This window comes from Streptomyces sp. CRN 30, assembly GCF_034105845.1.
Genome location: NZ_JAVRHI010000547.1, coordinates 1 through 17,254, shown reverse-complemented (window position 1 = coordinate 17,254; position 17,254 = coordinate 1). Strand labels below are relative to the sequence as shown.

At 74.8% G+C, this 17,254-nt stretch carries 16 protein-coding genes; 5 read left to right on the top strand and 11 right to left on the bottom strand.

What is annotated here, in order from left to right; translation table 11 throughout:
- Positions 1-52 precede the first annotated feature (52 nt).
- The 9 genes from hypE to UW392_RS63350 all read right to left on the bottom strand — a co-directional run bounded on the left by hypE (position 53) and on the right by UW392_RS63350 (position 9,581).
- Positions 53-1,087, bottom strand: a complete 1,035-nt coding sequence (hypE, locus tag UW392_RS63390; protein ID WP_320784595.1) for a hydrogenase expression/formation protein HypE — start codon at positions 1,085-1,087, stop codon at positions 53-55.
- A gap of 9 nt (positions 1,088-1,096) precedes the next feature.
- Positions 1,097-2,188, bottom strand: a complete 1,092-nt coding sequence (gene hypD, locus UW392_RS63385; protein WP_320784594.1) for a hydrogenase formation protein HypD — start codon at positions 2,186-2,188, stop codon at positions 1,097-1,099.
- Positions 2,185-3,522 carry a Ni/Fe hydrogenase subunit alpha gene (locus UW392_RS63380; protein ID WP_320784593.1) on the bottom strand — a complete coding sequence of 446 codons (1,338 nt, stop codon included), beginning with the start codon at positions 3,520-3,522 and terminating at the stop codon, positions 2,185-2,187. The genes hypD and UW392_RS63380 overlap by 4 nt, the downstream gene beginning before the upstream one ends.
- A complete protein-coding gene (locus tag UW392_RS63375) occupies positions 3,519-4,304 on the bottom strand; it encodes an oxidoreductase (protein WP_320784592.1) in 786 nt (261 codons plus the stop codon). The genes UW392_RS63380 and UW392_RS63375 overlap by 4 nt, the downstream gene beginning before the upstream one ends.
- Position 4,305: 1 nt before the next feature.
- The gene (locus UW392_RS63370) at positions 4,306-5,112 is read right to left on the bottom strand and encodes an FAD/NAD(P)-binding protein (protein ID WP_320784591.1); all 807 of its coding nucleotides are present in this window, start codon (positions 5,110-5,112) and stop codon (positions 4,306-4,308) included.
- Positions 5,109-6,260 carry a 4Fe-4S dicluster domain-containing protein gene (locus UW392_RS63365; RefSeq protein WP_320784590.1) on the bottom strand — a complete coding sequence of 384 codons (1,152 nt, stop codon included), beginning with the start codon at positions 6,258-6,260 and terminating at the stop codon, positions 5,109-5,111. The genes UW392_RS63370 and UW392_RS63365 overlap by 4 nt, the downstream gene beginning before the upstream one ends.
- A gap of 128 nt (positions 6,261-6,388) precedes the next feature.
- On the bottom strand, positions 6,389-6,646 hold the full coding sequence (locus UW392_RS63360) for a HypC/HybG/HupF family hydrogenase formation chaperone (RefSeq protein WP_320784589.1): 258 nt from the start codon (positions 6,644-6,646) through the stop codon (positions 6,389-6,391).
- 5 nt (positions 6,647-6,651) lie between these two features.
- Positions 6,652-8,937, bottom strand: coding sequence for a carbamoyltransferase HypF (gene hypF / locus UW392_RS63355; protein WP_320784588.1), 2,286 nt, complete (start codon positions 8,935-8,937; stop codon positions 6,652-6,654).
- 65 nt (positions 8,938-9,002) lie between these two features.
- Positions 9,003-9,581, bottom strand: a complete 579-nt coding sequence (locus tag UW392_RS63350) for a hypothetical protein (RefSeq protein ID WP_320784587.1) — start codon at positions 9,579-9,581, stop codon at positions 9,003-9,005.
- A gap of 735 nt (positions 9,582-10,316) precedes the next feature.
- Between UW392_RS63350 and UW392_RS63345 the strand changes: the two genes are divergently transcribed.
- On the top strand, positions 10,317-11,249 hold the full coding sequence (locus UW392_RS63345) for a universal stress protein (protein WP_320784586.1): 933 nt from the start codon (positions 10,317-10,319) through the stop codon (positions 11,247-11,249).
- 321 nt (positions 11,250-11,570) lie between these two features.
- On the opposite strand, the gene UW392_RS63340 is transcribed toward UW392_RS63345, so the two are convergent.
- A complete protein-coding gene (locus UW392_RS63340; protein WP_320784585.1) occupies positions 11,571-12,626 on the bottom strand; it encodes an Acg family FMN-binding oxidoreductase in 1,056 nt (351 codons plus the stop codon).
- Positions 12,627-12,909: 283 nt separating this feature from the next.
- Between UW392_RS63340 and UW392_RS63335 the strand changes: the two genes are divergently transcribed.
- The 3 genes from UW392_RS63335 to UW392_RS63325 all read left to right on the top strand — a co-directional run bounded on the left by UW392_RS63335 (position 12,910) and on the right by UW392_RS63325 (position 14,894).
- The gene (locus UW392_RS63335; protein WP_320784584.1) at positions 12,910-13,539 is read left to right on the top strand and encodes a DoxX family membrane protein; all 630 of its coding nucleotides are present in this window, start codon (positions 12,910-12,912) and stop codon (positions 13,537-13,539) included.
- Positions 13,540-13,628: 89 nt separating this feature from the next.
- Entirely contained in the window at positions 13,629-14,360 is a 732-nt protein-coding gene (locus UW392_RS63330; protein ID WP_320784583.1) for a CBS domain-containing protein, read from the top strand.
- A 24-nt stretch (positions 14,361-14,384) separates the two neighbouring features.
- On the top strand, positions 14,385-14,894 hold the full coding sequence (locus UW392_RS63325; RefSeq protein ID WP_320784582.1) for a flavodoxin domain-containing protein: 510 nt from the start codon (positions 14,385-14,387) through the stop codon (positions 14,892-14,894).
- Between the two features lie 278 nt (positions 14,895-15,172).
- Here the strand turns inward: UW392_RS63325 and UW392_RS63320 are convergent, their stop codons facing one another.
- The gene (locus tag UW392_RS63320) at positions 15,173-15,886 is read right to left on the bottom strand and encodes a universal stress protein (RefSeq protein WP_320784581.1); all 714 of its coding nucleotides are present in this window, start codon (positions 15,884-15,886) and stop codon (positions 15,173-15,175) included.
- A 174-nt stretch (positions 15,887-16,060) separates the two neighbouring features.
- Between UW392_RS63320 and UW392_RS63315 the strand changes: the two genes are divergently transcribed.
- Complete coding sequence (locus UW392_RS63315) at positions 16,061-17,131, top strand: alcohol dehydrogenase catalytic domain-containing protein (protein WP_320784580.1); 1,071 nt, start codon at positions 16,061-16,063, stop codon at positions 17,129-17,131.
- The last annotated feature ends 123 nt before the right edge of the window (positions 17,132-17,254 follow it).

Genomic DNA, 17,254 nt, shown 5'->3' with positions numbered 1-17,254 from the left:
ACCGCCTCCCGCGATCGGTCCCGGCGTGACCTCAGCAGATATTCAGCAGATGTCAGCAGATACGGGGCAACTGCTCGCCCAGCGGCATCTCGACGACGCGCCGGGCGCCGACCAGGGTGCGCTGGGTCACCCGCCCCGCCGGACCGGCCGTCAGCACCTCGCCGATCCGCCGCGCGGCCGTGCCCTCCGGCAGGGAGCGCAGGGCGGCGAGCGCGTCCGCGGCCCGCGGGGCGTCGACGAACGCCACCAGGCACCCCTCGTTGGCCACGGTCAGCGGGTCCAGACCGAGCAGGTCGCAGGCTGCGGCGACCGCCTCGGGAACGGGCACGGCGTCTTCCTCGATCTCGACGGCGACCGAGGAGGCGCGGGCGATCTCGTTGAGGGCGGCGGCCAGCCCGCCGCGGGTCGGGTCGCGCAGTACGTGGACGGCGCCGCCCAGCGGCGTCAAGGCACTCACCAGCCGGTGCAGCGGCCGGCTGTCGGAGGCGATGTCGCTCTCGAACCCCAGCCCCTCACGGGTGCTGAGCACCGTCGTGCCGTGCAGCCCGACCGGTCCCGACAGCAGGACGGCGTCCCCGGGGCGGGCCAGCGCCGCCGAGGGACGCAGCGCGCCGCGCCGTCGTCCCACGCCGGTGGTGTTGATGAACAGCCGGTCGGCGGCACCGCGCCCGACGACCTTGGTGTCCCCGGTGACCACGGGCACGCCGGCGGCGCGGGCGGCTTTGCCCAGCGAGCCGACCACCGCGCGCAGGACGGACAGCGGCAGGCCCTCCTCGACGATCAGGGAGACGGACAGCGCGATCGGCCGGGCGCCGCGCATGGCGAGGTCGTTGACGGTGCCGTGGACGGCGAGCGAGCCGATGTCACCGCCGGGGAAGAACAGGGGGCTCACCACGAAACTGTCGGTGCTGAGCACCAGTTCCTCCTGGCCGGGCAGCAGCGCCGCGTCCTCCAGCGGGCCGGGGACACCGTCGAGCGCGGGCAGGATCAGGTGGTCCAGGAGGTCGGCGGTGAGCCGGCCGCCGGCGCCGTGCCCGAGCAGCACGACCTCGTCCTCGTGGAGCGGGGCGGGACAGTCGGTCGTCATGGTGTGCTCCTAATCGCGGGTGCGTCCGGCGGCGTAGAACGCGGCACAGGTGCCCTCGGACGACACCATGGGAGCGCCGAGGGGGTGCCGGGGTGTGCAGCGGGTGCCGTAGGCGGCGCAGTCGGTGGGCAGCCGGGCGCCGGTCAGGACCGAACCCGCGATGCACTCCCCGTCCTCGGCCGAGCGCAGGCCGGCCAGGTCGAAGCGGCGCTCGGCGTCGTAGCGCGCGTACGCGTCGGCGAGTCGCAGCCCGCTGGCGGGCAGGGTCCCGATGCCGCGCCAGGGCCGGTCGGTGACCCGGAAGACAGTGCGGATGACGTCCTGCGCCTCGGTGTTGCCCGAGCGGCGCACGGCCCGCGCGTACTGGTTCTCCACCTGGTGGCGCCCCGACTCCAACTGCCGCACGGCCATGAGCAGGCCCTCCAGCAGGTCCAGCGGTTCGAAGCCGGTGACGACGATCGGCACCCGGCGGTCGGCGGCGATCGGTTCGTACTCCCGCCAGCCCATCACCGCGCACACGTGTCCCGCCGCGAGGAACGCCTGTACCTCGCAGTCCGGGTCGTCGAGGAGCGCGGTCATGGCGGGCGGTACGAGGACGTGGCTGACCAGCACCGAGAAGTTGGTCAGGCCGAGCCGGTGGGCGTGCAGCACGGCCGTGGCGTTGGCAGGTGCCGTCGTCTCGAAGCCGACGGCGAGGAACACCACCTCCCGGTCCGGATGCCTGGCCGCCAGCCGCACAGCGTCCATCGGCGCGTAGACCACGCGGACGTCCGCGCCCCGCGCCCGCAGGGACAGCAGGTCCGTCTCCGTGCCGGGAACCCGGAGCATGTCGCCGAAGCTGGTGAGGATCACCCCGGGCCTGGCGGCGATCGCCATGGCCCGGTCGAGGGTCTGAAGCGAGGTCACACAGACCGGACAGCCCGGACCGTGGATCATCCGCATACCGGCCGGCAGCAGTTCGTCGATGCCCTGGCGGACCAGGGTGTGGGTCTGCCCGCCGCACACCTCCATGATCCGCCATGGGCGCGTGGCCGTGCGCCGCAGTTCCGCCAGCAGCCGGCGGGCGAGCACGGGATCGCGGTACTCGTCCAGGTACTTCACGGCGTCCGCACCACCGTCAGGTCCAGGAAGTGGGCGGAGCACGAGATGCACGGGTCGTGGTTGCGGATCGCCCGCTCGCACAGGGCGGTCAGCTCGTCGTCGTCCGGGGGGCGCGGGCCGTCCAGGGCCCGCTGGGCGACGCGGCGCAGGTCGTCCTCGATCGCGCCCTGGTTCTGCGCGGTGGGCGGCACCAGCACCGCGTCCGTCACCAGGCCGTCCGCGCCGAGCGCGTAGCGGTGGTAGAGCAGCCCGCGCGGTGCCTCGGTGGCGCCGTGGCCCACCCCGGCGACCGGCTCCACCTCGGTGTACGGGCGGGCCGGGGGCTCGTAGACGTCGATCAGGCGCAGCGCCTCCTCCACGGCGTACACCGTCTCCACCGCCCGGACCAGGACCGACCGGTACGGGTTGCGGCAGACGGCGCCCCACCGGGGGTCGCCCAGGCCGGCTTCGACCGCCGCCTGCGCGGCGACGGCCGACAGCCGTCGGCCGCCGATCGCGAACCGGGCCAGGGGACCGGTCAGGTGCGGGCGCCCGTCGAGGGCCGCGTGCAGAGCCGTGGAGTGCGGCACCTGGGTCTCGGCCACGTGCGCGGGGAAGTCGGAGACCGGGAAGGAGCCGGTGGTGCCGTCGGCGCGCAGCACGGCCGGGGTGCCGGACTCGATGGCGTACGTGTCGGGCCGGGCCAGCGCCAGCAGGTCCGCCTCCGTACGCGCGTCGGGGAACTCGAAGCCGGCCACCCACCGCACGGTCTCCCACGCGTCGTCCAGGGCCACGCGCAGTTCCTCGCGTACGGAGAGCAGCTCGCCCGGCGACGGGACCCGGTGGAAGCCGCCGAGACGGACGTTGACCGGATGGACCGCCCGGCCTCCGATCAGCTCCATCAGGGAGTTGCCGCTCTTCTTCAGCCGCAGCCCCCGTTCGACGTCCGCCCGGTGCGTGCGGGCCAGTTCGATCGCGCTCGCCCGGCCGAGGAAGTCCGGCGCGTGCAGCAGGTAGATGTGCAGGGCGTGGCTCTCGATCCACTCCCCGCAGTACAGCAGCCGGCGCAGGTCCCGGACCGCCGGGTCGACGGTGGTCCCGCAGGCGTCCTCGATCGCCGCGCAGGCGCTCATCTGGTAGGCCACCGGGCAGATACCGCAGACCCGGGCGGTGATGTCGGGCGGCTCGGTGTACGCGCGTCCGCGCAGGAACGCCTCGAAGAACCGCGGGGGTTCGTAGATCTCCAGCCGGGCCTCGGTGACCCGCCCGCCGCGGACGCGCAGGCGCAGCGCGCCCTCGCCCTCGACCCGGGAGAGCGAACCGACCCGCAGGACGCGGGAGCCACGGTGTGTCATCGGTGCGTCTCCTCGTCGAAGGCGGCGGCGTTGTAGGTGTGCAGGAGACGTCCGACCGCCTCGTCGTCCAGGCCGTCGCGGCGCAGCAGGGGGACGAGCGCGGGCAGGTTCACCGACCGGGCGGGGCCGAAGCAGCCGAAGCAGCCGCGCCGGTACGCGGGGCACAGCGCTCCGCACCCGGCGTGGGTGACCGGCCCGAGGCAGGGAATCCCGCAGGCGACGGTCACGCAGACGACACCGCGCCGTTTGCACTCGAAGCACACGCTGTGGTCGGGCACGGCGGGCTCGCGGCCGGCGAGGAACGCGGTGATGACCTCCAGGAGCTGACGCCGGTCGACGGGGCAGCCCCGCAGTTCGAAGTCGACCTTCACGTGGGCGGAGACGGGCGTGGAGGCGGCGAGCGTGGCGACGTACTCGGGACGGGCGTACACCGTGCGCCGGTACTCCGCGACATCCGCGAAGTTCCGCAGTGCCTGGATGCCGCCGGCGGTCGCGCAGGCCCCGATCGTCACCAGGCGGCGCGAGGCGGCGCGGATCGCGCGGACCCGTTCGGCGTCGGCGGTCGTGGTCACCGACCCTTCCACGAGTGCCAGGTCGTACGGGCCGGGACCCACCGAACTGGACGCCTCCAGGAAGTGCGCGATCTCCATCCTGTCCGCGAGCGCGAGGAGTTCGTCCTCGCAGTCGAGCAGGGTGAGCTGGCACCCGTCGCAGGAGGCCAGCTTGAACACCGCCAGGGTGGGGGCGGCGCCGGAACCGGCCGCCGTTCCGTTCGGTGTCATCTCACAACTCCTTCACCGACAGCAGGGAGCCGGCCAGGTCCCAGCCGACGACCGGTCCGTCCCGGCACAGCAGCACCGGGCCGAGCTGGCAGTGCCCGCACGTCGCCGTCGCGCACCGCATGTTCCGCTCCAGCGACACGCGTACGTGCCCGGCGGGCATCCCGCGTGTCACCAGGTCGCGGGCCGTGGCGCGGATCATCGGCTCGGGCCCGCAGACGAACGCCCACGCGGTGTCCGGGTCGAACGGCGCCCGGTCGAGGAGCGCGGTGACGAGCCCCACGGGTCCCCGCCAGGAGGCGTCGGGCCGGTCGACGGTCACACCGGTGTACGCGGTCGGGCGCCGGGCGGTGGCCTCCCGGTCGATCAGGTCACCGGGGGTCCGGGCACCGGCCAGGACGCTGACGCGGCCGTATGCCGTGGGTTCGGCCAGGGCCCGCAGGATCAGGGGCCGGAGCGGGGCGAGCCCGATGCCGCCCGCGACCACCACCACGTCGCGGCCGCGGGCCCGCTCCAGCTCCCAGCCGGTTCCGTAGGGGCCGCGCACGCCGAGCACGTCCCCGACGCGGGCGTCGCACAGTCCCGCCGAGACGGCGCCCACCGCGCGGACCGTGTGGGCGAGGCCGCCGGTGGACTGCACGGAGCTGGCCGAGAGCGGGATCTCGCCCCGGCCGAAACAGTGCACCATCGCGAACTGCCCCGGAGCGAAGCCGGCCAGTGGTGCGCCGACCGGCTCCAGCCGCAGGGTGACCGTGTCGGTGGTCTCGACCCGCCGGGAGACCACCCGGTGGGGGAGCGGCGGGCAGGTCATCGGGCACCTCCGTCGCCGTCCGTGGCTTCCCGTTCGGCCGCCAGCGCGGCGACCTCCTCCGTGATGTCGATGCCGGGCGGGCACCAGGTGACGCACCGTCCGCAGCCCACACAGCCCGAGGAGCCGAACTGATCGTGCCAGGTGGACAGTTTGTGGGTGAGCCACTGCCGGTACCGACTGCTCGTCGAGAACCGGACCGGTCCCTCGTGCAGACGGGAGAAGTCCAGGTCGAAGCAGGAGTCCCAGTGCTGCCAGCGCTCGGTGTGGTCACCGGTGAGGTCGGTGACCTCCTCCGTCGTGACGCAGAAACAGGTCGGGCAGACCATCGTGCAGTTGCCGCACGTCAGGCACCGTGCCGCGATGTCGTCCCAGCGGTCCGCGTCCAGGCTCGCGCCCATCAGGTCACGCAGGTCGACCGGGGGCAGCGCGCGGCCCATCCGGTCGCGGGCCGCGTCCACGGCGGCGAGCGCGGTGGCCTCCGTGACCAGGTCGGCCGTCCGGTGCGGGACCGCCGCCAGCAGTTCGGCGCCCTCGTCGCTGCCGACGCGTACGAGGAAGCGGTGTCCCGCGTCGTCCACCACCTCGGTCAGCGCCAGGTCGAAGCCCGCGTCGGCCGCGGGTCCGCCGCCGGTGGACACGCAGAAGCAGGTCGCCCCGGGCTCGGTGCACTCCGCGGCGATCAGCAGGGCACGCCCGCGCCGCCTGGCGTAGCCGGTGTCCTCGTGGCGGCCGCCCGTCAGAACGCGGTCCTGGAGCGCGATCGCCCGCAGGTCGCAGGGGCGGACGCCGAAAAAGGCGTACGACGGCGCCTCGTCCCGCTCCGGGGTGTAGACGACGCCCCCCTCGGGCGACCGGTCGGCGCTCCACAGCCGCTCGCGCTGCGGACGCAGCCAGGACTTGAACGACCGCGGACCGGCGCTGTGCGCGAAGGCGGCCCCGTCCGGCCGGCTGACCAGCCGGTACCGTCCGGCGTCCAGCTCCACACCCCGGCCGAAGGGGAGCTGCGCCGCCGAGGTCAGTTCGGCGAGGACGATCGCGTCGTCACGCACCGTCGGACCGATGACGGTACGGCCCCGGGCCACCAGTGCGCGGATCAACGAGTCCAGGCCGTCCCGGTCGAGCACGGCCGTGGGTGCGACGGTGGTCATGAGAATCCCCTCGCTGGATGCGATCGGACGGCTTCACCACTTCCAGCGTCCCGCGCGCCCACCCGTCCGGGCAGGGGCCGACCGGCCCCTGCCCGCCGGGCCGGACACCCCGACGGACCGCACGGCCGTCACGGCAGGGACTCACCCAGCTCGCCCTCGACCGCGCCCTCCATGGCGCGCAGCACCGTCAGCGTGCGCAGCGCCTCGGCCTCGTCCACCGTCGTGATCGCGAAGCCGACGTGCACGATGACGTACGAGCCGACGCCCGCCCCGGGCGTGCAGTCGAGGCACACCTCGCGCCGTACCCCGCCGAAGTCGACGGTGGCCATGCGCAGTCCGGCGTCGTCGTGGACTTCCATCACCCGTCCCGGCACACCCAGGCACATATGTCTCACCTCTCCCCGGTGATCCGGGCGGCCGCCACGGCCGCCTGACCGAAGCTGATGCCGCCGTCGCCCACCGGTACCTCGCCGCCCACCAGCACCCGCAGCCCCTGGGCGCGCAGGCGGCGCCTGGTCTCGGTGAGCAGCCGGCGGTTGACGAAGCAGCCCCCGCCCAGGCACACCGTGCGCGGGCCCCCCTCGGAGACGGCCCGCCCGACCAGGTCGGCGGTGGCGATCGCGAGGGTCAGATGGAAGGCCGCCGCCAGCGGGCCGACGCGCTCGCCGTCGTGGAGCCGCGCCAGCAGAGCGGTGAGCGTCGGCACGGTGTCGTAGACCCACAGCCCGTCCGCCCGCACCAGACGGTGCGGCAGCGGCGCGGCGTGGATGTCGCCCGCCGCCGCCTCCAGGCGGACGGCCGCCTCACCCTCGTACGTGATCCGGTCCGCGATGCCGAGCAGCGCGGCCACGGTGTCGAAGAGCCGTCCGGCGCTGGAGGCACGCGGGCAGTTCACCTCCCGGTCGATCATCGTCCGTACGGCGGCGACACCGCCCGGATCGAGCCGGTCGGTGAAGGGGCGCGACAGTTCCACGGGCGGGGGCGGGCAGCCCAGCCGCTCCCCGCCGAGCAACTGCCCGAGCGCCGTGCGGCACGGATGCCGTACCGCCGCCTCGCCGCCCGGCAGGGGCGCCGTCGCGAACCGGCCGACGCGCCGGAAGCCGCGGAGCGTGGCGAGGAGTATCTCGCCGCCCCACAGCGTGCCGTCGTCGCCCAGTCCGAGTCCGTCGTAGGCCACCCCGAGGAACGGGCCGCGTACGCCGTGTTCGGCGGCGCAGGCCGCGACGTGGGCGTGGTGGTGCTGCACGGCGGTACGGGGCAGGGGCTGCGCCTGGGCCCACTGGGTCGACAGGTAGCCGGGGTGGAGGTCGTGGGCGAGGATCCGCGGCTCGATGCCGGTCAGCCGCCTCAGCTGGTCGTAGGCGGCCAGGAACGCCTCGTGCGTGGCGAGGTCGGCCAGGTCACCGGTGTGCGGCCCGAGATGGGCGCGGCCCGCGGCGGCCAGCGTGACGGTGTGCTTGAGCTGGGCCCCGACACCGGCGACGGGCTCGCCGACGGGCAGCGGCAGCGCGGCGGGCGCCAGCCCGCGGGCCCGGCGGACCGTGACGCGGGACCGTCCGGCGAACCGCACCACCGAGTCGTCGTAGCGGGACCGGATCGGCCGGTCGTGCGTCAGGAAGCCGTCCGCGATGCCCGACAGCGCGGTCCGGGCCTCGGCGTCGTCGACGGCGATGGGCTCACCGGAGCGATTGCCGCTGGTGACCACGAGCGGCCGGCCGACCTCGTCGAGCAGGAGGTGGTGCAGTCCGGTGGTGGGCAGGAACAGACCGACGTCCGACAGTCCCGGGTGCACTCCGGGCGCGAGCGGGGACCTGCCGCGAGGACGCCGGGCGAGAAGCACCACCGGGCGTGCCGGCGAGGTCAGGGCCCGGCGCTCGGCGTCGCCGACGCGGGCCAGCCGGGCGGCGCCCGCCAGGTCACGGACCATCACCGCGAGGGGCTTGGCCGGACGGTCTTTGCGGCGCCGCAGCTCCGCCACGGCCCGCTCGTCGGTCGCGTCGCACACCAGCTGGAAGCCGCCGAGCCCCTTCAGCGCGACGATGCCGCCCGAGTCCACCGTCTCGGCCGCCGCCCGCAGCGCGTCCTCCTCGCGCAGCCGCTCCCAGGCGAGCCGCGGTCCGCAGACCGGGCAGGCCACGGGCTCGGCGTGGAAGCGCCGGTCACCGGGATCGTGGTACTCGGCGGCGCAGGCCGCGCAGAGCGGGAAGCGACGCATGGTGGTGCGGACACGGTCGTACGGCAGGTCCTCGATGATCGTCGCGCGGGGGCCGCAGTCGGTGCAGTTGATGAACGGGTAGCGGTGGCGCCGGTCGTGCGGGTCGTACAGCTCCCGCAGACAGGCGTCGCAGATCGCCGCGTCGGGCGGCAGATCGCGGGGGCCGGGCGCGGCACCGCCCGGTGCGCTGCGCCGCACATGGAAACCTCGTCCGTACGGTGGCCCGGCCGGGCTGTCGGCCAGCCGGACCCGGCGCACCCGGGCCAGTGCCGGAGCACAGGTCCGCAACCGGTCCGCGAACTCCTCGATGGCGACCGCGGCGCCGGTGACCTCGCCCTCCACATGGCCGTCGACGTTGGCAACCCAGCCGTCCAGGCCGAGTTCCGCCGCCGTGCGGTACACGAACGGCCGGAAGCCGACGCCCTGTACGACGCCGTCCACATGAAAATGACGACAGTTCATGGCGGTGTCCTCCCACAGTCCACAGTCGTCGGCTCCTCGCCCGGCACGTGGCCGGAGCGGGGGCGTCATCCCGTCCGCTGGGTCCAGCGGGGGCCGACCGACTCCCACTCCCTGTGCCACAGCGCGATGCGGTGGCGGTCCAGCCCGCCGCGTCCGGCGAACGCCGCCGCGACGGCCACGCCCGAGAACCCCAGCCCGGCCGCGACGCCGAAGACGGCCGCCTCCACCGCCGCCTCCGCGCCACGGGTCGGCTCGGGAACCAGCGCACCGCGGGTGTCCTGCCACACCGTGACCGTCGTTCCCGACGACAGCCCGCCGGGCACCAGGGTGTCCCCGGTGCGGACCGTGCCGTCGGACGCCGTCCAGCGGACCTTCGCCACGGTCCGGCCGTCGCTGTCGGCGGCCGTCGTGCGCTGCGGGGTGCCGGTGAGCAACACGGCGCGCAGCGGCAGCCGTTCGGCACGCTGCTCGGCGAATACGTCGTCGGCGAAGCCGGTGGTCACCAGGCCGGCCAGCACCCCGCCGACCGTGGCGACCAGCCACGCCACCAGGAGGACCCAGCCCTCGACGACGTCCACGGGCCGCCGCAGCGGGTTGGCCCGCCACCGCCACAGCCGTTTCCTCGCGCACCTGGCTCCGGACATTGGCCGGCACCCCCCTCGCCGCGCAACTCGTCCTGCCCTTCGACAGTGGCAGCCGCGTGCCGGGAAGGGCAGGGGCCGGAGAGCCGGTTCCCAGAGGGCCGACAGTCCCGGAACCGCACCCCGGCCGTCGGCACGACGGTCGGGCCGGACCCGCGGCACGTATCGAGCGGGCGAGGCGCGGCGATGGGCAGGCAGCGGTTCGCTCGGACCCTGGCCGGTGGCCGTACGGGACGTCCCGGCCCGGCGCTCCCGGGCGGGCCGCGACACGCACGTACGGCGGACGCCCTCCGCCGAGGGTGCTGGACGGGTCGGCGGCCCTACGGGAACACCACGGTCCGCCGACGGAACCGGTGCTGTCCCGTCAGTCCCCGTACCCCGGTGTGGAGGTGCGACGCGAGGGGGTCCGCGCCCGGCCTGCGTGGCCGGACACGGTGTCCGGTCGTGTCCGCGTCCGGCTCCGTGCGGACAGGGGTACCGGTGCAATCCGTCGCGGTCGGGCCGGGTCGTGCGCCGGGTGCGGGCGGCCGTCGCGCACCGGGCCCGGCGCCTCGCCCTTCGGGTCCGTTCCCGCACGGTCGTGGGCGCGTCCGGCTGGGAACGGCGGTAGCGGCCCCCCGCAACCGGATGACCCACCGGCGGTGTGGGGCCGTACGGCCCCTGTGCTTCGGCGTCCGACGGGAGCACGCTGGCCACAGGCCGACCGTGGCCGCGGACCGTTCTCGGAAGGGACACTTCATGCCGCACAACGTCACCGTCGGCGTCGACGGATCGCCCGCCGCGCTGGCGGCCGCTCACTGGGCAGCCCGCGAGGCGCGGCGCCGGGGCACCGGACTGGAGATCGTCCACGCCTGGCGCCCGCATCCGCAACCGTCGCCCTACGTCCCGCTGGACTTCACGGAACACGGCTGGGCCGCGGCGTTGCTGCGGGAGGCCGTGGACAGCGTGCGGCGGGCCCACGGGGACGTGCCGGTCACCGACCGGCTCGTGCGGGGCGCGACGGTCGACGCCCTGATCGCCGCCGCGGCGGAGTCGGAACCGCTGGTGCTCGGGTCGCTCGGACTGAGCGCCATCGGCGGCTTCGTGACCGGTTCCGTCTCCCAGCGCGCGGTGGCCCGGTTCCCCCGGCCCGTGGTGCTGGTCCGGGCGGGACAGGACGCCGCGGACGAGCATCTGCCGCCGGCCGACGGCGTCGCCCCCGAGGAGATACCGGCGACCCCCTACCGTCAGGTCGTCCTCGGTCTCGACATCGGACGCCCCTGTGACGAACTGATCGAGTTCGCCTTCGACGCGGCCCGGCGGCGGAGCACGGGGCTGCGGGTGGTGCACGCCTTCAAGGCACCGCCGCAGCCCGCCTCCGACGCCACGCTCACGGTCGCACCCGCCGCACCGCAGCTCCCGGTGAGCGGCCCGCGGCAACTCGCCGCACAGGAAAGGGCGGTGGTGGCCGCGGTCCGGCCGTGGGGCGAGAAGTACCCGACGGTGCCCGTGAGCGAGACGGTGGTGTCGGGCAGGGCGGCCGGGGCGCTGGTGGACGCGGCGGGCGACGCCGGACTCGTGGTCGTCGGGCGGCGCACCGGCGCGGGCATACCCGGCTCCCACGTCGGTCCGATCACCCACGCCGTCCTGCACCACGTCCGCTGCCCGGTCGCCGTCGTACCGCACGCCTGAGCCGTCGTACCGAATGCCTGACCTGAGCCGTCGTACCGCTGTCCGAACCGCCGGCCCGACCGGTGCGGCCCCGGCCCCCGGCCTCTCCGGCGGCCCCCGGCCTCTCCGGCGAGGGGTCCGGCCAGGAGAACACCCGACCGGTCGTCGACCACGTCCGTGCCCGCCGGCATGGTCATCAGCGTGCCCTGGCAGCTCACCTCCTTCCAGCGCCGGAAACCACGGCCGGTCCGGCGGGCCGCCGGAGCCGTCCGCCGCGGTCTGCCCCCGTAGCCGCGCGCGGCGACCCGGCGCGAGGTGGCACCCGGTATCCGGCGTGCCCGGTCAGCCGTGGCCCCGGAGGTCCGTCCGGTGGGCCGGACCTCGCGGCAGCGCTTCGGACGGGACCGCCCGGCAGCCGTCCCCGCACGTCGTCATGGCCTCGTGGACGCCGCGGCGCGGTGTGGCGGGACCTTCCGGACCGTACCCCAGCCGTATCACCATGTGCGCGTGATCGTGCGCGCGGCCCGTGACGTAACCGAGTTCGTGCCGCAGGTCGTCCCATTCAAGGGCCTGGTGCAGAAGTGAGCCGCGTACGTCGTGGGCGGTGGCCACCAGCAGCACCCGTTCCAGCGCCGCACCGGCGCGCAGCCAGTCCGTCCGCCGGTCATGGGCGGTGGTCAGCAGCGCGAGCTGCGGGCGCCGCTCGAAGCGCGTGGCCGGCAGCACGGCGGGCCGGCGGTGCGCCCCGAAGTCCCGCATCGGCAGCCGGTCCTGGAAGTCCTGCGGTCCCACCGCCGTCGGCGGTATGCCGCGCCCCGATGAGCCGGCCTCCCGCAGCCACCGGCGGCTCTCCGTGGCCCGGTCTGCGTCCAGCCGGTTGCGGCGCTCGGCGTCCCACGTGAGCCTCAGCAACCGACCGGTCTCCTCGGGCCCGGGAAGGAACAGCGCGGCCCCCTCCACGTGCGCGGCCTCGGCCAGCTCGACGCGCAGGGCGGCGGGCAACGGCCGGTCGGAGAAGGGCAGACGGCAACTGTGCCGTCGCCACAGGGCTTCGTAGAGCCAGGGCGCCGCCGGAGACCTGAGCGCGTCGGCCAGCCGGACCGTGGCGAGCAGTTCCGGCCGGTCCGGACAGGGCAGCAGCCGGGTCACCGGCTCCCAGCCGCTACGGATCGCCGCGATCCGCAGATTGAGGAGCGCGCAGCCCGCGGAGACGTGGACCGCACGGCCGGTGGGATCGCTGTGCCGCAGCCCGCGGTCCGGCTCGGCGCACAGCCGAACGGTGCGTTCCGCCACGTTCACGGTGAAGCGCCAGGGCTGGCTGTTGTGCAGGGACGGGGCGGCGACGGCCGCGGCCACCAGCCGTTCCAGGAGGCGTACGTCGAGCACCAGGGGACTCATCACAGCTCCCTCCCACCCCGTAACCGGTCGCCGGGCGGGCCGGTCGGCGACCCTTTCCCCCACCCTCGTGCCGACCGGAGCCGGCGCCGAGGGGCCGTAGGGCCCCCGGGAGGTGTCGTACGGCCCGGTTCGGGTCCGGGGGACCCCGCCGGGACGGGAAGCTCACGCAAGGAGCGCCGTTCGGCCCTACGGCCGCGGACCTTCGGCACCCGGCGCCGTCCGGCGGAACGCGAGCAAGGTGGTCTCGTCAGGTACCGACGGACTGTTGGAAGGAATCACCGTCATGGCTGTGCACGAGCATCCGCACCGGGGCACCGGCCTCCGCCTGCCGTCGTTCCGCGGGCACCGGGGTGACGCGGCCTCCGGTTCCGCCGTGTCGGAGCGCACCGGCACCCTCACCGCGCGCGCCCTGGCCCTGGGGTCCACGCGCCTGCTCATGGGGTTCGTCTTCCTGTGGGCGTTCCTCGACAAGACGTTCGGCTTCGGCTACGCCACCCCGTCCGGCAAGGGCTGGATCGACGGCGGCTCCCCGACACAGGGCTTCCTCGGCTCCGTGGCCGTGGGGCCGATGGAGTCCACGTTCCACGAGTGGGCCGGGGACACCTGGGCCGACTGGCTGTTCATGCTCGGCCTGCTCGGCATCGGACTCGCCCTGACGGCCGGGGTGGCGCTGCGGTTCGCGGCCCTCGCCGGGACCGTGATGATGGCGCTGATGTGGATCGCCGAGTGGCCGCCGGCCAAGCACCTCTCGGACGGCTCCCCGAGCATGTCGACGAACCCGTTCGCCGACTACCACCTCGTCTACGCCGCCGTCCTGATCGTCCTGGCGGCGTTCGCGGCCGGCGACGCGCTCGGCCTGGGCCGGCTCTGGGCCCGGCTCCCGTTCGTCCGCGACCACCGCTGGCTGCGCTGACCGGCACCGCGCCCGCCCGGCGGACCCGCCGCGGGTCCGCCGGGCGGCGTCCCTCGTATCCACGCCGACTCCACCGAGGAGGCAGAGCGATGAAGCACGACAAGATCGGTTCCGTGATGACCACCGACGTCGTCCGGGCCCGCCACGGCACCCCGTTCAAGGAGGTCGCGCGGCTGCTCGCCGAGCACCGTGTCAGCGGGCTGCCCGTCGTCGACGAGGACGAGCACGTCATCGGCGTCGTCTCCGAGACGGACCTGATGATGCACCAGGCCGGGACGCCCGAGCCGTACCGGCCGCGACGGCGGTTGAGCCTCGTGGCGCTGCGGCCCGCCGCCCGCAAGCAGGCGGCCAAGGCCACCGCCAGGACCGCGGGCCAGCTGATGACCGAGCCGGCCGTCACCGCGCACGCCGAGGACACCATCGTGGAGGCCGCCCGCACCATGGCCCGGCACCGGGTGGAACGCCTGCCGGTCCTGGACGAGGAGGACCGGTTGGTCGGCATCGTCACCCGCCGCGACCTGCTCACCGTCTTCCTCCGCCCCGACGACGAGATCCGCCGCACGGTGATCGAAGAGGTCCTGGTGCGGGCCCTGTGGCTGGCGCCGAGCGGCATCGACGTCGCCGTGACCGAGGGCGTCGTCACCCTGCACGGGCAGACGGAACGCAGGAGCGAGGCCGAGATAGCCGTCTCCATGACCCGGCAGCTCGACGGGGTCGTCGACGTCGTCGACAAGCTCACCTACCGCTTCGACGACGCCCGGTTCGAGCAGGGTGAGCAGGCGGTGCACGGCGTGGCCGACGACTGGCTGCGCAAGCTCTGACGGAGACGGGAGAGGGGAGACACGATGCCGGTCACCGCGCTGGTCGCCTACGGGACGACCAACGGCTCCACCGGGGAGATCGCCGAGGCCGTCGCCCGGACCCTGCGGGAACACGGCGTCACGGCCGAAGCGCTGCCCGCTCCGTCGGTGCGCGACGTCACGCCGTACGACGCCGTGGTCGTCGGCGGCGCGCTCTACGCCGGCCGCTGGCACAAGGACGCCCGGCGCTTCGTACGCCGGAACCGGCGTGCCCTGGCCGTCCGTCCGGTCTGGTTCTTCAGCAGCGGACCGCTGGACGCCTCGGCCGCCGAACGGGACGTCCCGCCCGTACGCGGCGTGCGGCGGGACATGGCCCATCTCGATGTCGTCGGACACGTCACCTTCGGCGGCTGTCTGCGGGAGGGCGCGCGGGGCCGGCTGGCCCGCGTGATCCTCCGCAACGGCAAGGGCGGCGACTTCCGCGACTTCCCCGCGATCGAGGCGTGGGCCGCGGACCTGGCGAAGGAGATCGCCGCAGCGCCGGGCGATCCGTGAGTGCGCGAGCATCGGACCGACACCGAGGGGGAGGGAGCCTCCGGCACCGGCCAGGGCCGGCGCCGGAGGCTCACCGCGGCCCTCACCGGGGCCCGTGTCGCCGGCCCCGTGGGTCTTCCGGACCGGTCGTCGCGCGCCGCGGCCCGTGCTCCTGGCCCACGGTGGAGCCGGGGAGGGAACGACGGCGACGGGACAACGCGCGGCCGGTCCGGGCCTGTGTCACGGGCCCCGCGGGTCTTCCGGACCGGTCGCCGCGCGCCGCGGCCCGTGCTCCTGGCCTACCGTGGAGCCGGGGAGGGAACGACGGCGACGGGACAACGCGCGGCCCGTACCAGGGCCCGTGCCACCCTCCCCACGGGCTTTCCGGACGGTCGCCCCACCACCAGCAGCGCGCTGGTCCCGCACCGGCGGGTCAGCGCCTCGACCGGTGTGAACAGCACCACGTCCGGCACCGCGCGGACCTCCGGGTACCGCTCCCGCCACGGTCGCAGCGCGTCGGCGAGCAACTGCACCTCCTGGTCCTCCCAGCCGCCCCGGTCCTCCTCCGGTACGGCGAACGGCAGCACGGCTGCCTCGCGGGGCAGCGACCACGCGTGCACCGCACGCAGCCGCGCGCGACGCGAACGTGCGGTGTTGAACGCGAACGCGACAGCCGCGCCCGCCGGAGCCCGGGCATCGACGCCGAGCGTCACCTCCCCGTCCGCGGGCGCCGGGCGTGAGCGGCACGGCACGACCACCACCGGACCCGCCGAAGCGCTGACGACACGCAGCGCGAACTCGGTCCCGGCAGCACCGTCCTGATCCCGCGCACTGCCTGTGCCGACCACGGTCAGTGTCCCGCCGCGTCCCTCAGGCGCGGTCCGACGCTCGCTCGGCTCGCCCGGCGCGTAGCGCAACGGCAGGCCGCGCAGCCGGGCCTCGGCGGCGGCCCAGTCGGCGGCGGCGCCGTGCCGGACGGCCGCGTCGGGTTCGCGCAGGACAACCTGTTCCATGGCGGTTCGCCTTCTTTCCTCGCACGGGCGGGACCGTACGGACCCTGGGGCGCCGGAACCTTTACGTCAATGGGGCCGACCGGCCCAAGCGGGGTCCCGGTGGCGCCGACAAGCTGGACGGGCGAGGCACTTCCCCGAAACCTGCGGCGAACGACGAGAAGGCGAGGCCGCGAGATGAAGGCTCACGTGTTCCACGGACCCGGGCACTCCGCCTGGGAGGAAGTCCCCGACCCGCACGTCAAAGACCCCACCGACGCAGTCGTACGCGTCGGCGCCGTCACCGTCTGCGGTACGGACCTGCACATCCTGAAGGGAGATGTTCCCGAGGTGCGTCCCGGGACCGTCCTCGGGCACGAGGCGGTCGGCGAGATCGTCGAAGTGGGCGGCGACGTACGCACCGTACGCCCCGGCGACCGGGTCCTCGTCTCCTGCATCAGCGCGTGCGGACGGTGCCGCTACTGCCGCGAGAGCATGTACGGCCAGTGCCTCGGCGGGGGCGGCTGGATCCTCGGACACACGATCGACGGGACACAGGCCGAGTACGTCCGGGTCCCGTTCGCCGACCTCTCCGTGCACCCGCTGCCCGCCACGGTCACGAGCGAGGACGCCGTCCTCCTGGCGGACATCTTCCCGACCGCCTACGAGGTCGGCGTGCTCAACGGGCGTGTCCGTCCCGGCGACACGGTCGTCGTCGTGGGGGCGGGCCCCGTCGGCCTCGCCGCCGTCGCCACGGCGAGGCTGTTCGCTCCCGAGCGGATCGTCGCCGTCGACGTGGACCCGTCCCGGCTGCGCGCCGCCCGCGAGTTCGGCGCCGACGCCGTGGCCGACGCGCGGGAGACGCCCGGGCAACTGGTCGCCGACCTCACCGACGGCCTCGGCGCGGACGTCACCATCGAGGCGGTGGGTGTTCCGGAGACCTTCGAGATGTGTGCCCGCATGGTGCGGCCCGGCGGTCACGTCGCCAACGTAGGCGTGCACGGCGGGCCAGCGACCCTGCACCTGGAAGATCTGTGGATCAGGAACGTGACCATCACCACCGGCCTGGTCGACACCCGTACCACGCCCACCCTGCTGCGGATGGCGGCGGCGGGCCGGCTGCCCACCACGCGACTGGTCACGCACACCTTCCCGTTGGACAGGATGGAGGAGGCCTACGACGTCTTCGCCCGCGCCGCCGACACCGGGGCACTCAAGGTCGTGCTCGGCGGGCCCCGGCGTGAGGTGGCCGTCCCGGCGACGGGCTGAGCGCGCGGGACGGGCGACCTGGCCGGCCACAGCGGGTGGCCGTGACGGCTCGACAGCGGGTCGCCTCTCCGGCGCCGGGGTGGGTCGGTTCGTGCGCGACCGCGGCGTGCCGCGCACGCGCGT

Bases quoted from the DNA above. Each gene is read 5' to 3' on its own strand.
- hypF (WP_320784588.1), bottom strand. From the start codon at position 8,937: ATGAACTGTCGTCATTTTCATGTGGACGGCGTCGTACAGGGCGTCGGC.
- UW392_RS63375 (WP_320784592.1), bottom strand. From the start codon at position 4,304: ATGACACCGAACGGAACGGCGGCCGGTTCCGGCGCCGCCCCCACCCTG.
- UW392_RS63320 (WP_320784581.1), bottom strand. From the start codon at position 15,886: ATGGAACAGGTTGTCCTGCGCGAACCCGACGCGGCCGTCCGGCACGGC.
- UW392_RS63380 (WP_320784593.1), bottom strand. From the start codon at position 3,522: ATGACACACCGTGGCTCCCGCGTCCTGCGGGTCGGTTCGCTCTCCCGG.
- UW392_RS63365 (WP_320784590.1), bottom strand. From the start codon at position 6,260: ATGACCACCGTCGCACCCACGGCCGTGCTCGACCGGGACGGCCTGGAC.
- UW392_RS63325 (WP_320784582.1), top strand. From the start codon at position 14,385: ATGCCGGTCACCGCGCTGGTCGCCTACGGGACGACCAACGGCTCCACC.
- UW392_RS63370 (WP_320784591.1), bottom strand. From the start codon at position 5,112: ATGACCTGCCCGCCGCTCCCCCACCGGGTGGTCTCCCGGCGGGTCGAG.
- hypE (WP_320784595.1), bottom strand. From the start codon at position 1,087: ATGACGACCGACTGTCCCGCCCCGCTCCACGAGGACGAGGTCGTGCTG.
- UW392_RS63345 (WP_320784586.1), top strand. From the start codon at position 10,317: ATGCCGCACAACGTCACCGTCGGCGTCGACGGATCGCCCGCCGCGCTG.
- UW392_RS63360 (WP_320784589.1), bottom strand. From the start codon at position 6,646: ATGTGCCTGGGTGTGCCGGGACGGGTGATGGAAGTCCACGACGACGCC.
- UW392_RS63335 (WP_320784584.1), top strand. From the start codon at position 12,910: ATGGCTGTGCACGAGCATCCGCACCGGGGCACCGGCCTCCGCCTGCCG.
- UW392_RS63330 (WP_320784583.1), top strand. From the start codon at position 13,629: ATGAAGCACGACAAGATCGGTTCCGTGATGACCACCGACGTCGTCCGG.
- UW392_RS63315 (WP_320784580.1), top strand. From the start codon at position 16,061: ATGAAGGCTCACGTGTTCCACGGACCCGGGCACTCCGCCTGGGAGGAA.
- UW392_RS63350 (WP_320784587.1), bottom strand. From the start codon at position 9,581: ATGTCCGGAGCCAGGTGCGCGAGGAAACGGCTGTGGCGGTGGCGGGCC.
- UW392_RS63340 (WP_320784585.1), bottom strand. From the start codon at position 12,626: ATGAGTCCCCTGGTGCTCGACGTACGCCTCCTGGAACGGCTGGTGGCC.